This is a genomic window from Enterobacter sp. 118C5, from assembly GCF_034107645.1.
In the GTDB taxonomy this organism is placed as follows: domain Bacteria; phylum Pseudomonadota; class Gammaproteobacteria; order Enterobacterales; family Enterobacteriaceae; genus Enterobacter; species Enterobacter nematophilus.
This window is the reverse complement of record NZ_JAWNEU010000006.1, coordinates 93,493-106,800: the sequence shown is the minus strand read 5'-3', so window position 1 is coordinate 106,800 and position 13,308 is coordinate 93,493. Positions and strand designations below refer to the sequence as shown.

The following is a 13,308-nucleotide window of genomic DNA, read 5'->3' as shown; positions in this document are numbered from 1 at the left end:
GCTTACGCCAGAATGCCGTTCAGGCCATGCAGGCTCATGTAAATCCCTACCACGACGATCAGAGCAGCGGATATCCACGGCGCTTTGCGGGAAAGTTCGCTAAATCCGGGCCAGCGTTTTGTCGCGTGCTTAAGGCTTAAGGTGGCAATCGCGCCGGAAGCGACCAGCGTTAACGCCAGACCGATACTGAAGCTGAATACCAGCGTCGCGCCGAGCGCAAAATGCTTCAGCTGCAGGCAGATCAGCAGAACGGTAATGGACGCCGGGCAGGGGATAAGCCCGCCGGTCAGGCCAAACATCGCAATCTGTCCTGTCGTCACGTTTTGTCCGTTAAAGCGCCGGTTAATATCCTGCGCGTGCGCGCGCTGATGGGCGTCCTGCCACTCCTCTCCAACCAGCGGGTGTTCGTGGTGATGGTGATGATCGTGATGGTGGTCATGGTCATGGTGGTGGTCATGGCCATGATGATAACGATCGTGCGGCCGGCTCTCTTTCCAGGTTCGCCACGCCATCCACAGGGCGATTGCAACGATCAACACCCCGGAGATCAGCTGGAACCAGGGTTCGGACGTATGTGCGTCCCAGCCGCGGCCAAACCATAATCCCGCCATGGCAATGATCCAGACCACCGCCGTATGGGAAAGCGTGGCCGCCAGCCCGAGCAGCACCGCCTGCTTCAGCGTGCCGCGGATCGCCACGATAAAGGCAGCCATCATTGTTTTTGAGTGGCCCGGCTCCAGGCCATGCAGCGCACCGAGCAGGATAGCGCTGGGAACAAACAGCCAGGCATTACCCTGCTGCAGGAGTGAAGCAAAATCGTTCATTGAAATTTCCGGTGTGGAAAGCGTGCGCAAATAGTACTCCCCCCCAGTAGGTTAATACTACCCCCCAGTAGAAAAATACTCAGGGGGAGTAGAGCGTGATATGCTTTAAAAGCCAAAACTGAGGGAGGCAGAGATGTCACATACCGTTCGCGATAAGAAGATGTTATTGACTCGCCTGAAGAAAATTCAGGGGCAGAGCACAGCGCTGGAAAAAATGCTTAACAGCGATCACGAATGTGCCGACGTGCTGCAGCAGCTGGCGGCGATCCGTGGCGCGGTCAATGGTATGATGATGCAGGTGATTGAAGGGCATCTTACCGATCATGTCGTGAAAGAGCCTGAAGAGGCGCAGCGTGAAGCCGATCTTGGCGTCGTGCTGCAGGTGATCAAATCCTATCTTAAGTAGAGCGCGTGGCGAGGTTGTTTTCTGCCCAAAGGATAAACTCCGTCTTTGGCAGCGCCTTACTGTAGAACCACCCCTGCCCATACTGCACGCCGTGGCGGTGCAGCCAGGTGAGCTGCCCTTCGGTCTCCACGCCTTCCGCCACCATCGCCAGCTGCAGCGACTTCGCCATTTCGATAATGTGCGGCGTTACGTTCTTGTACTCCAGCGCATCCACGAACGATTTATCAATTTTTAGCGTGTCGACATCCAGATCCTGCAGATAGCTGAGGCTGGAATAGCCTGTACCAAAATCATCAATGTAGACAGGGTGGCCCGAACGGCGAAACGCGGCGATGGCCGGCGCGCTGATTTTGGGGTCGGCAAAGCCACGCTCGGTTAACTCAAGGGCGATTTGTCTGGGGTGAATCTGCCACTTATTCAGGAGTTGACTCAGTAAAGGCGGCAGATTACCGGAGATCAAATCGGCCGGGGCGAGGTTGATGGAGATATGCTGCTCGGGGTGGAGCTGCAGCCAGTGGCCCATATCTTCAAACACTTTTTCCATAACTAACTGTGTCAGCTGCGAGATGAGGCCGGTTTGCTCGGCAAGCGGGACAAAAATATCAGGCGAGAGGCTGCTTCCGTCTGGCTGGGGCCAGCGCGCCAGCGCCTCTGCGCCGACAATTCTGCCGCTACACAGCGCCACGATGGGCTGATAGTGAACTACAAAATCGCGGCTGTTAATGGCGTCCAGCAGGCGATTGCGCGGCGACTGGATACGTCGCAGGATCCGCAGGACAAAGAGCGCGGCGAGCAGGCTTATCAGCATGCCGAAGGGTAACCAGAAAAGAAGCTGCCGGTGCCAGGTTTCAGCCAGGGGCTTGAGCGTAGCCCATGCGACGACGGTAAACCCCAGCTCAGGTACGGGTTTCATCACATACATTGAACCGTTGTACTGAATGCTGGAGATACCCCCATCGTTAACCCGATCGCGGATATGCGGGTCAAGCGTGTTGCTGCTGGCGAAAATCAGATGCGTTGCGCTTCCCACCAGGGCGGCATCAATGGCAATCGCCCCGAAGGGGATCACATCCACAAGCGAGGCAGGATCGATCAGCACAAGGTAATGACCTTTTCCCAGGACGGCCATGTAGCGGTGAAAACCAAGATCGTTTTGTGCGGTAAGCCACGCGCTGTAGCCATCTTCGGTGATACGCATGGGGGGAGGGTAAGAGGCCGCTTTGCTGGCCTGCTCAAGCGAAGAGCAGAGGGGGCGGAGATTGTCGATGTAGATCACCTCCTGGATATAACGCCATGAGAACGCGACCCGACGTATCTCCCTCAGGTGCAGCGGACTACAGGGGACCCCTTTAAATTCCTGCAGAAGATTTAACGCTTCTTTAGCTTGATCCACGACCCTGTCGGTGCGCATCAGCACGCGAGAAGCATAGCTATCCAGCGCATCGACAAATTTCTCTTCAGCCTGGCGGTGGGCAAGCCAGATGCTGAGGCAAATGGGAACCAGCACGGAAAAGATAAGTACGCCAGTCACCAGACTGACCAGATGTCGGGTTTTCATGCTGTCGTTTCCTTTCTCATATGCCCGAATCCGGACGCTGAGTTCCCTGCCTGAAGAGAAAGATTTTACCGCGAAATGAGATAGTTATAGCACGTGGGGGCGGGGTTTTCATGTTATCTAAAGCAAATTAGAAAATATCCTCGGGAGAGAGGGGGTTGTTTTTTCAACCCGGCCTGGATATTATTTTGTTATGTTATAACAAAACACAAAGGATTTATGATGAAACCCAACATCCATCCAGCGTATCGCACCGTGGTATTCCACGACACCAGCGCCAATGAATACTTTAAAGTTGGTTCAACCATTAAAACCGACCGCGAAATAGAGCTCGACGGTGAAACCTATCCGTACATCACTATCGAAGTTTCTTCAAAATCGCACCCGTTTTATACCGGTAAGCAAAAAACGTTCTCCACGGACGGCAGCGCAGCGCGCTTCCGCAAGCGTTTTGGCGGTTTTCTTAATGCGAAGCGGGGCTAACCATGCAGGTGCTTAACTCATTGCGCAGCGCAAAACAGCGTCACCCGGATTGCCAGATAGTCAAACGCAAGGGACGCTTATACGTGATTTGCAAATCCAATCCGCGCTTTAAGGCGGTGCAGGGACGTAAAAAAAGACGCTAGACGCGCGTTTCTCGCCAGCTTTCCAGGGATCTTTTCTGTTTGCCATCGGCAGTAAAATTGTCGGTGGCAAGCCAGCCTTCAAAGGCGCTCGCCAGCGCCGGCCACTCTTTGTCGAGAATCGAAAACCAGTCGGTATCCCGGTTACGGCCTTTTATGACCAGCGCCTGGCGAAAACGCCCTTCAAACTGAAAGCCAAGACGCAGTGCCGCTTTGCGTGAAGGCTCGTTCAGGCTGTTGCACTTCCATTCGTATCGCCGGTAGCCAAGGGTATCGAACACGTACCGCATCAGCAGATATTGCGCTTCTGTTGACATGGGCGTACGGCTTAGCAGCACGGAGAAGTGAACGTGTCCCACTTCCACCACGCCGTTTTTAGGGTCGATCCGCATCAGGGCCAGCGTCCCGACCGGGGCCTGGGTCTGATTATCTATAACGGTAAAGTGCATCGGGTCAGATAACTCACTCACGCTTGCCACCCATTCGGCAAACTCCGCGGCCGTGGCATCGGGTTCGCGCAGTAGCCACGTCCAGCTGCGGGTGTCTCCGGCCAGAGCATAGGCGGAGAACAGCGCTCCGGCATGCTCCACGCGCAGCGGTTCAAGCCGACAGTAATGCCCCTGCAGTACCACCCGGGACGGATGAGGGCGAGGCTGCCAGTCGGTAAGGGCTTCGCCCACGGGTTGTCCAAACTCATTGAATGTCTTCATCTTTATTTCCGTGACGTTGAGAAGAGTTCCAGATTAGAAAATTACTGGTTCCTTAAAAAGAGCCACTCGGCTATGTTTTGGTAGTACCACAAGGAGATGAGATGAACATACCGGGCGATGAACTTTATACCTTGCTCCATGCTGCGCTTAAAACGCGTGGGGAAGAGACGCTCCAGCGCGCGCTCTATCTCGCTTTGCGGGAGGCCATACTGGGCGGAAGGCTTCGGTCCGGCAGCCATTTGCCCGGCTCGCGAACGCTGGCGCAGCAGCTTTCCGTTTCACGGAACACCGTCAACGCGGCGCTGGACCAGCTCACGCTCGAAGGCTATTTGCTGCGTAACCGTCAGGGAACGCGGGTAGCGCAGTTCGCCCATCGTACCAGCCCGCGGGTTCTGCCCGATCCTGACGTCCGGCTTGCAAAACGCGTCGCCCGGCTGCCTGCGCCTGTGCCGCGCGACACACCGGTAATGGCCTTTACGCCGGGAACGCCCGCCATCAACTATTTTCCCTTGCCGCTGTGGCGGCGATTGTACGATCGCGTCCTGCGGGAGGAGGGGAGCGCTCTGCTGGGCTATGGCGACCCGGCCGGGGAGCCGTCGCTGCGGGCGGCCATCGCCCGCCATCTTGCGCTCTCTCGCGGCATTGACTGCGACGCCAGCCAGATTGTGATAACCGAAGGGGCGCTGGAGGGCGTCAATCTGTGCACGATGCTGTTAAGCGAGCCGGGGGATGTCGCCTGGGTGGAAAATCCCGGCTACGGCGGGGCCAAAAGCGCCTTTGTCAAAACCGGCCTGGCGATGACCGGCATACCGGTGGATGACGAGGGAATGTGCTGGGAAGGGCAGAATGCGCCTTCGCCTGCGCTCGTTTTCACCTCGCCATCGCATCAGTTTCCTTACGGGAGCGTGCTCAGCGCGCGGCGGCGTCTGGCGCTGCTGGAACTGGCCCGCCAGCACAAGGCGTGGATCATTGAGGACGATTACGACAGCGAGTTCCGGTATGTCGGCGAGCCCGTACCGGCGATGCTGGGCATGGTCAACAACGCGCCCGTTGTGTATCTGGGGACGTTCAGTAAAACGCTGTTTCCGTCTCTGCGAATGGGATTTATGGTGTTGCCGCCAGCGCTGGCGAAAGCGGCGCGTCCGGCCATCGGCTCGCTGCTGCGCGGCGGGCATCGCGCAGAACAGCGCACCCTGGCGCTGTTTATCGAGGAGGGGCACTATGCCCGTCATCTTGCCGCCATGCGTCGCCTGTATCGTAAGCGTTACCGCCAGCTGCGGGAGGTACTGAGCGCAGAGCTTCATACTCCGCACCGCGTTCTTGCCGGGGAAGGAGGGATGCACCTGACACTGGCGATTGACGGTATCGACGACCAGCGGCTGGTGGAGAAGGCGAGGGCGTTTCAGCTGGCACCCGCTGCACTGAGCGGCTATTACCTGGAGACGAAGCAGGGGCAAACCGGCCTGGTTTTAGGTTACGGCAACACCTCTGCTTCGCAGTTTGCGCCGGGTATCCGACGCCTGCAGGCGTTAATTACGCAGCAGCAGAGCGGGAAAGGGTAAAAACATCATAAAAAGAGAGCTGGCCTTTGGTGGCGACCATTTTCTGCAGCTTCTCTTTTTGCACGGTTTCGACAGCCGGAGAGTGCAGGATGCTGTCGATAAGCTCATTCGGCACGAAACGCGTGTTGTACCATTCGCCGTTGTAGCAGACCCGGAAATCGAGGACGTCGATATCTTCGTAACGGTAGCGGGGATTCACGTCAAAAAAGAAAAAGGCGTTAAACACGATAAACAGCACAACCAGCAGCCAGACGGAGTCCACCAGCGTTTCGGACTTCAGCATGACAATCAGCGTCGCCAGCCAGGCGGCATACATGGCAACAAACAGCCCGGGATGTTTGCGGATAAAGCTAATGCTAAAGCGCGGGCGATTGTCGCGCTTTTCGCGGTGGTTAAGATCGTCGATGGTGGCGGTAAGCAGGCGCTGTATCTCGGTCATTTTTGGCCTTTATGAGAGTTGACAATACAGGGTGTCTGCCAATTTTAGGGGAGCCATCAGGCTGAAAAAAGTAACAGTCGGGCGCTAAAAGACCATAACAGTTGGCTCCCCGGAACATTACAGCGTTTTGATGATTTTCGCCGGGTTGCCGCCCACGACCACGTTAGCCGGCACGTCTTTCGTCACGACGGCACCGGAAGCCACAACCACATTATCCCCGATGGTGACGCCAGGGTTAATCACCGCACGCCCACCAATCCAGACATTATTGCCAATGGTGACGGGCTTGCCAAACTCCACGCCGCTGTTACGTTCTTGCGCATCCAGCGGATGGGTTGCCGTATAAATATGAACGCCCGGCGCGAGCATGCAGTTGTCGCCAATATGAACGGGGCAGACATCCAGCATGACGCAATCGAAGTTGGCGTAAAAGTCTTTGCCCAGATAAATGTTATATCCATAGTCACAGCGGAAGCTCGGCTCAATATACGCCCCTTCGCTTTGCCCCAGCAGTTCCGCCAGAATGTTCTGGCGTTCTGTTTTATCGTCAGGCGCGGAGTGGTTATAGCGGTGGAGCAGATGGCGCGCCCGCAGCCGGTCGGCGCGTAACGTCTCATCACCAGGGCGGTAATGTTCACCTGAAATCATCTTCTGTTTTTCTATGCTCATCGGAAACCTCTCTGGACGTTATTCCTGAAGGGTAATCGCAACAGGCATTAAGGGGAACGTTCCCGGAAGGCCGATGTGACAAGAGTCACAACATTGTTGCTGATGAGCGCGTTTAACACGGAGACCTGGCTTTCGCGCAGGGAGCATAACGGGACAGGTGAAAACAGCTTATTACGTGGCGTAGAACCTCTACAGACACACTTCGAAGATTAACGGACAAATTTCCATACAGAAGTAGGGATTTTGTCATACAGCTTATTCATCGTTAGCTCTGCAAGGCGATGGTCAGCGGCTGAATAAAATACCGCCAGTTCATTATCAGAAAGCTCGTATTTATTCTTTTCAATGACGCGTTCAAGAGTGTCAATTGACTGACAACGTCGTAAGCGCATCAAATAATCGATCTTTGTGAGTGGTTTATCAGACATAATTTCACCTTAGTAATTGTAATAATTTTAACAGGAAAGACTAACCGGGTTAGCTCTGCTCACGTTGACGAAACAGCGGAATAGCCGGTTTCCCGATTTACGCCATTTTTGCAAATCCTGAGCGTTAATGCCGTAACTGCTGAACAACATAAAGGTGTCGTCCAGGTATTCATCAATTTGCTCAATGAGCTTATTATCTTCATTGTACTTAATTTTATAATTAAGTGCGAAGGTAGCGATATGCTCTATCAGCTCGTTCAACTGTAAATTGATGGCAGACGTTGGGTCGTTTACCCAGCCATGGTTGCTTTCATCAAGATTGGCAAGGCAGTCATGGTACAAGGATTCGCAGAGAAATTTCAACTGCGCGATATCATGCCTTTTTGGCGAGTACTCGTCCATAGCGCATCCCCTTCTGAGTGATTTCTTACTCACCGAACATCATTGTCGGGATGGATACATCTGACTTAGCTACATGAGTGCTGTGTTCCTGATAACCTAACTATAAGCCACTCCTTCCTGGATTTCACCGCGCTATTACGAAAAATTACAAATAAAACCGCAGGCTGCGAGCGTCTACGCAAATGTTCATCCGAAACTGAACTTTTTTATCAGGATTAACGATTCTTTTTTTCGCTTCCTTACGTTTCATCGGCTTAGCTTACAGCCATAAGAAAAGTTCACATCCGGAGTTCTGTTTGTCTTAACTTTTAATTAGGAATATTCCTAACAACTTAAGCAGGGAAATAGATTTAAAAAAATCCTGAATTCACCGATTAAGTTATCAGTTAATTATGATATGTCTGTTTAAGATGGCAGAAAATAAATAGGAGCTCAATAAGCTTATTTTATGATTTTTTCTGAAAATGAAAAAGGCCGCAAATGCGGCCTTTTTATTATGTGAAACCGGTATCAGTGAGGTTCTACCGAATGACTGTGCTCCACATCTTCATTCTTACGGCTGAAGCGGCGGCGCACCACCACGAAGAACACCGGGACGAAGAAGATAGCCAGTACGGTTGCGGTGATCATACCGCCCATTACGCCTGTACCTACCGCGTTCTGCGCACCGGAGCCCGCACCGGAGCTGATAACCAGCGGCATTACGCCGAGGATGAACGCCAGAGAGGTCATCAGGATTGGGCGCAGACGCATACGCACCGCTTCCAGCGTCGCCTCAATAAGGCCTTTACCCTCTTTCTCCATCAGATCTTTGGCGAATTCAACGATAAGTATCGCGTTCTTCGCCGACAAGCCAATGGTTGTCAGCAGGCCTACCTGGAAGTATACGTCGTTGGTCAATCCACGGAACGTTGCCGCAAGCAGCGCACCGATAACCCCGAGTGGAACCACCAGCATAACGGAGAACGGAATTGACCAGCTCTCGTACAGCGCCGCCAGACACAGGAAGACCACAATCAGTGAAATGGCGTACAGGGCAGGGGCCTGGTTACCGGACAGACGTTCCTGATAGGACATACCGGTCCAGTCATAGCCGATACCCGCAGGCAGTTTGCTAGCCAGCTCTTCCATCAGGTTCATGGCTTCACCGGTGCTTCGGCCCGGCGCGGCCTGACCCAGAATTTCCATCGACGGCAGACCGTTGTAACGTTCCAGACGCGGTGAACCGTATTCCCAGCGCGACGTCGAGAAGGCTGAGAACGGCACCATCTGACCATTGCTGCCGCGAACGTACCAGTTGTTAATATCGTTCGGCAACATACGGTACTGCGCTTCTGACATCACGTACACTTTCTTCACGCGACCGCGGTCGATGAAGTCGTTGACGTAGCTACCGCCCCAGGCCGCGCCCAGCGTGGTATTGATGTCGCTGATGGACACGCCCAGCGCCTGCGCTTTCTCCTGATCGATGTCAATCTTGTACTGCGGCGTATCTTCCAGGCCGTTTGGACGTACGCCAACCAGCAGGTCAGGGTGTTTAGCCACTTCGCCGAACAGCTGGTTACGCGCCTGCGTCAGCTTCTCATGACCCAGACCGCCCTGGTCGATCAGCTGGAAGTCGAAGCCGGTCGCCGTACCCAGTTCAACAATCGCTGGCAGGTTAAAGGCGAAGACCATCGCATCTTTAATCTGCGAGAAGGTGCCCATGGCACGGCCCGTAATCGCTTCAACTTTATTCTCATCGCCCGGACGATCCGCCCAGTCTTTCAGAGAAACGAAGGCGATACCGGTGTTCTGGCCACGACCCGCAAAGCCAAAGCCGTTAACCGCAAACACGGATTCAACGTTCGCTTTCTCTTTGGTGAGATAGTAGTCCGTCACTTCATCCAGCACTTTCTGGGTACGCTCTTGCGAAGCACCCGCCGGAAGCTGTGCCATCGTCAGGAACACGCCCTGGTCTTCATCTGGCAGGAACGAGCTTGGCAGACGCACGAACAGGAAAGCCATCCCCACTACGATGATGATATAGAGCAGCAGATAACGACCGGTGCTGCGCAGGATATTGCCCACGCTGTCGGTGTAGTGGTGCGTGCTCTTATCAAACATGCGGTTAAACCAGCCGAAGAACCCTTTATGCTCGCCGTGGCCGCCTTTCTGAACCGGCTTCAGCATGGTGGCACACAGCGCTGGCGTCAGGATCAACGCCACCAGTACCGACAGCGCCATCGCGGAGACGATGGTAATGGAGAACTGGCGGTAAATCGCACCCGTAGAGCCCCCGAAGAAGGCCATCGGGATAAATACCGCGGACAGCACCATCGCGATACCCACCAGCGCACCCTGAATCTGGCCCATGGATTTGCGGGTGGCTTCCTTCGGCGGCAAACCTTCTTCCGCCATCACGCGCTCAACGTTCTCTACCACCACGATGGCGTCATCCACCAGCAGGCCGATGGCGAGCACCATCCCGAACATCGTCAGGGTGTTTATCGAGAACCCAAAGGCTGCAAGGATGGCAAAGGTCCCCAGCAGAACGACCGGCACGGCGATGGTTGGGATCAGCGTCGCGCGGAAGTTTTGCAGGAACAGATACATCACCAGGAACACCAGGATGATCGCTTCTACCAGCGTTTTAACCACTTCGTGAATCGAAATTTTTACGAACGGCGTCGTGTCGTACGGATAAACGATTTTCAGGCCTGACGGGAAGAACGGTTCCATCTTCTTCAGTTCCGCACGGATCGCCGTCGCGGTGTCCAGGGCGTTCGCGCCCGTCGCCAGTTTGATACCCAGACCGGACGCCGGTTTACCGTTAAACTTCGCGATGATGTCGTAGTTCTCACCACCCAGTTCTACCTTGGCCACGTCGCGCAGACGAACCTGCGAACCGTCCTGGTTCACCTTCAGCAGAATTTTGCTGAACTCATCGGCGGAGGTCAGACGGGTTTGCGCGATAATGGACGCGTTAAGCTGCTGGCCTTTCACCGGCGGCGTACCGCCTAACTGACCGGCTGCCACCTGGGCGTTCTGCGCTTTAATCGCGTTAATCACGTCAACCGGCGTCAGCTGGAAGTTGTTCAGTTTGTTCGGATCCATCCAGATACGCATCGCGTACTGGGAACCGAACAGCTGAACGTCACCCACGCCCGACGTACGGCTGATGGCGTCCTTCATGTTGGCGCCCACGTAGTCGGAAATATCCTCCTGCGTCATGGTGCCGTTGGTGTTGATAACGCCGACAACCATCAGGAAGCTGCTGGACGATTTCTCGACGCTCACACCCTGCTGTTGCACTTCCTGCGGCAGAAGAGGCATCGCCAGCTGCAGTTTGTTCTGCACCTGAACCTGCGCGATGTCCGCATCCGTACCGGATTCAAAGGTCAGGGTGATCTGAACCGTACCGGTGGAGTCACTGTTTGAGGACATGTACATCAGGTTATCGATACCGTTCATGTTCTGTTCGATAACCTGAGTTACGGTATCCTGCACCGTTTTCGCATCAGCCCCCGGGTAGGTTGCGGAGATCGTCACCGCCGGTGGCGCAATCGTTGGATATTGCGCGACAGGCAGCTTCAGGATCGCAAGTCCTCCGGCCAGCATGATGATAATGGCGATCACCCACGCAAATATGGGGCGATCGATAAAGAAATTAGGCATGTCTTAACGGCTCCTGTTTAAGTTAAGACTTGGTTTGTTCTGACTGGCCAGCGGCCGAAGCTTGTTGTTTATCGTCAGATGTCACTTCCTGTGCTTTTACCTGCGCGCCAGGACGTACTTTTTGCAAACCAGTAACAATCACGCGATCGCCATCTTTCAGACCTTCCGTCACCAGCCATTTATCGCCAATCGCCTGCGTGGCGGTGATATTGCGCGTTTCGACTTTGTTATCTGCCCCGACAACCAGTGCGCTCGCATCGCCGCGCGGCGTGCGGGTCACACCCTGCTGTGGAACCAGAAGTGCGGTTGGATTCGTTCCTTCTTCCAGACGCGCGCGAACGAACATACCTGGCAGAAGATTTTTGTCAGGATTCGGGAAAATCGCACGTAAGGTGATGGAACCGGTGGTCTGGTCGACCGTCACATCAGAGAATTCCAGAGTACCTTCCTGCGGGAACTTGATACCGTCGTTGGTAACCAGCTCCACTTTGGCTTTGCCGTTTTCCTGTTTCAGGGTGCCGTTAGCCAGCTCTTGTTTCAGGCGCAGGAAATCGTTGCTGGACTGCGTCACGTCAACGTAGATCGGATCAAGCTGCTGCACGGTAGCCAGCGCAGTGGTCTGCCCGTTCTGCACCAGCGCCCCTTCCGTCACGGAAGATTTACCAATACGACCGCTGATAGGGGAGGTCACTTTGGTGTAGGCCAGGTTAATACGTGCAGTTTCGACAGCCGCTTTGGCTGCTACCACGGCCGCGTTAGCCTGCTGGGCATCTGCCAGAGCGGTATCGTAATCCTGTTGGCTGATGTACTTCGTGCCGAGCAGTTTCTGATAGCGGTTCAGCGTCAGCTGGGCAATTTTTGCCGCGGCTTGTGCTTTAGCCAGGTCACCTTTCGCGCTTTCATAAGAAGCCTGATAGGTCGCGGGATCAATCTGATACAGAGACTCACCTGCCTGCACGTCGCCGCCTTCGGTAAAGTTACGTTTCAGGATAATGCCGCTAACCTGAGGACGAACTTCCGCAATGCGGTAAGCGCTAGTACGGCCTGGTAATTCGGTGGTGATCTGCAGAGGTTCAGATTTGAGTGTTACAACGCCGACTTCTGGCGCCTGCTGAGCTCCTTGTTGAGCCGGTTTGTCGTCACATCCTGTAAGCGCTAAGCTGCCTGAGAGCATCAGAACGACCGCCAGAGGCGTTAACCCTCTGTTTTTGTTCATATATAAACCTCGAGTGTCCGATTTCAAATTGATCAAGGGTCCTGAGTCTAAAACCCATTGCTGCGTTTATATTATCGTCATGCTATGGTACATACATTCACAAATGTATGTAAATCTAACTCCTGTAAATTCACTCACCTATGGCACGAAAAACTAAACAACAAGCGCTGGAAACCCGACAACACATTCTGGATGTGGCGATACGTTTGTTCTCTCAGCAGGGTGTTTCTTCAACCTCGCTGGCGCAAATTGCTCAGGCCGCCGGTGTGACGCGGGGAGCGATTTACTGGCATTTTAAAGACAAGTCAGATCTGTTCAGTGAAATCTGGGAGCTTTCAGAGTCCAGCATTAGCGATCTCGAGAGTGAGTATCGGGCAAAATTCCCTGACGATCCACTCTCAGTATTGAGAGAAATATTAGTATATATCCTTGAAGCAACGGTAGTTGAAGAGCGTCGCAGATTAATGATGGAAATTATTTTTCATAAATGCGAGTTCGTGGGTGAAATGGCGGTGGTGCAACAGGCGCAGCGCAGCCTCAGCCTGGAGAGCTATGACCGGATTGAACAGAACCTGAACCTGTGTATGCAGGCAAAACTGTTACCCGCCAATCTGTTGACCCGCCGGGCGGCTATCCTGATGCGCAGCTACATTTCAGGGCTAATGGAAAACTGGCTGTTTGCGCCGCAGTCTTTTGACCTCAAAGGGGAAGCCCGCAGCTACGTGGCGATTTTACTGGAAATGCTACAGCTCTGCCCGACGCTGCGCAGCGACGCGCCTTCGCTCACGGCCTGAGCCCTTTCCAGGATTTATCTCAG

At 54.3% G+C, this 13,308-nt stretch carries 14 protein-coding genes; 5 read left to right on the top strand and 9 right to left on the bottom strand.

Translation table 11 applies throughout. From position 1 onward, the window contains the following. Nucleotides 1-2: 2 nt before the first annotated feature. Nucleotides 3-824 carry a nickel/cobalt efflux protein RcnA gene (locus tag UTO39_RS13050; protein WP_320727342.1) on the bottom strand — a complete coding sequence of 274 codons (822 nt, stop codon included), beginning with the start codon at nucleotides 822-824 and terminating at the stop codon, nucleotides 3-5. A gap of 133 nt (nucleotides 825-957) precedes the next feature. Between UTO39_RS13050 and UTO39_RS13045 the strand changes: the two genes are divergently transcribed. Beyond that, complete coding sequence (locus UTO39_RS13045; protein WP_116341576.1) at nucleotides 958-1,230, top strand: metal-sensing transcriptional repressor; 273 nt, start codon at nucleotides 958-960, stop codon at nucleotides 1,228-1,230. Here the strand turns inward: UTO39_RS13045 and UTO39_RS13040 are convergent. After that, complete coding sequence (locus UTO39_RS13040; RefSeq protein ID WP_320727341.1) at nucleotides 1,223-2,788, bottom strand: EAL domain-containing protein; 1,566 nt, start codon at nucleotides 2,786-2,788, stop codon at nucleotides 1,223-1,225. The genes UTO39_RS13045 and UTO39_RS13040 overlap by 8 nt on opposite strands. A 219-nt stretch (nucleotides 2,789-3,007) precedes the next feature. Between UTO39_RS13040 and UTO39_RS13035 the strand changes: the two genes are divergently transcribed. Further along, on the top strand, nucleotides 3,008-3,268 hold the full coding sequence (locus tag UTO39_RS13035) for a type B 50S ribosomal protein L31 (RefSeq protein WP_006176933.1): 261 nt from the start codon (nucleotides 3,008-3,010) through the stop codon (nucleotides 3,266-3,268). A 2-nt stretch (nucleotides 3,269-3,270) separates the two neighbouring features. After that, nucleotides 3,271-3,411: a type B 50S ribosomal protein L36 gene (gene ykgO, locus UTO39_RS13030; RefSeq protein ID WP_003859006.1), complete on the top strand. Its 141-nt coding sequence runs from the start codon at nucleotides 3,271-3,273 to the stop codon at nucleotides 3,409-3,411. On the opposite strand, the gene UTO39_RS13025 is transcribed toward ykgO, so the two are convergent. Continuing rightward, a complete protein-coding gene (locus UTO39_RS13025; protein WP_320727340.1) occupies nucleotides 3,408-4,118 on the bottom strand; it encodes a GNAT family protein in 711 nt (236 codons plus the stop codon). The genes ykgO and UTO39_RS13025 overlap by 4 nt on opposite strands. A gap of 101 nt (nucleotides 4,119-4,219) precedes the next feature. Between UTO39_RS13025 and UTO39_RS13020 the strand changes: the two genes are divergently transcribed. Then, nucleotides 4,220-5,680, top strand: a complete 1,461-nt coding sequence (locus UTO39_RS13020) for a PLP-dependent aminotransferase family protein (RefSeq protein WP_320727339.1) — start codon at nucleotides 4,220-4,222, stop codon at nucleotides 5,678-5,680. On the opposite strand, the gene UTO39_RS13015 is transcribed toward UTO39_RS13020, so the two are convergent. From UTO39_RS13015 to acrA, 6 genes are all read right to left on the bottom strand, one after another. After that, a complete protein-coding gene (locus UTO39_RS13015; RefSeq protein WP_061099019.1) occupies nucleotides 5,652-6,119 on the bottom strand; it encodes a YlaC family protein in 468 nt (155 codons plus the stop codon). The two genes, UTO39_RS13020 and UTO39_RS13015, sit on opposite strands and share 29 nt — an antisense overlap. Before the next feature lie 117 nt (nucleotides 6,120-6,236). After that, nucleotides 6,237-6,788: a maltose O-acetyltransferase gene (gene maa / locus UTO39_RS13010; protein ID WP_151413936.1), complete on the bottom strand. Its 552-nt coding sequence runs from the start codon at nucleotides 6,786-6,788 to the stop codon at nucleotides 6,237-6,239. A 209-nt stretch (nucleotides 6,789-6,997) separates the two neighbouring features. Continuing rightward, nucleotides 6,998-7,216, bottom strand: coding sequence for an HHA domain-containing protein (locus UTO39_RS13005; protein ID WP_008499287.1), 219 nt, complete (start codon nucleotides 7,214-7,216; stop codon nucleotides 6,998-7,000). 27 nt (nucleotides 7,217-7,243) lie between these two features. After that, a complete protein-coding gene (gene tomB, locus UTO39_RS13000) occupies nucleotides 7,244-7,618 on the bottom strand; it encodes an Hha toxicity modulator TomB (RefSeq protein WP_008499288.1) in 375 nt (124 codons plus the stop codon). A gap of 510 nt (nucleotides 7,619-8,128) precedes the next feature. After that, nucleotides 8,129-11,275, bottom strand: a complete 3,147-nt coding sequence (acrB, locus tag UTO39_RS12995) for a multidrug efflux RND transporter permease subunit AcrB (protein ID WP_061099017.1) — start codon at nucleotides 11,273-11,275, stop codon at nucleotides 8,129-8,131. 22 nt (nucleotides 11,276-11,297) lie between these two features. Continuing rightward, entirely contained in the window at nucleotides 11,298-12,491 is a 1,194-nt protein-coding gene (gene acrA / locus UTO39_RS12990) for a multidrug efflux RND transporter periplasmic adaptor subunit AcrA (RefSeq protein ID WP_061099016.1), read from the bottom strand. 140 nt (nucleotides 12,492-12,631) lie between these two features. On the opposite strand from acrA, the gene acrR reads away from it, so the two are divergent. After that, on the top strand, nucleotides 12,632-13,285 hold the full coding sequence (gene acrR / locus UTO39_RS12985; RefSeq protein ID WP_151413935.1) for a multidrug efflux transporter transcriptional repressor AcrR: 654 nt from the start codon (nucleotides 12,632-12,634) through the stop codon (nucleotides 13,283-13,285). Nucleotides 13,286-13,308: the final 23 nt, after the last annotated feature.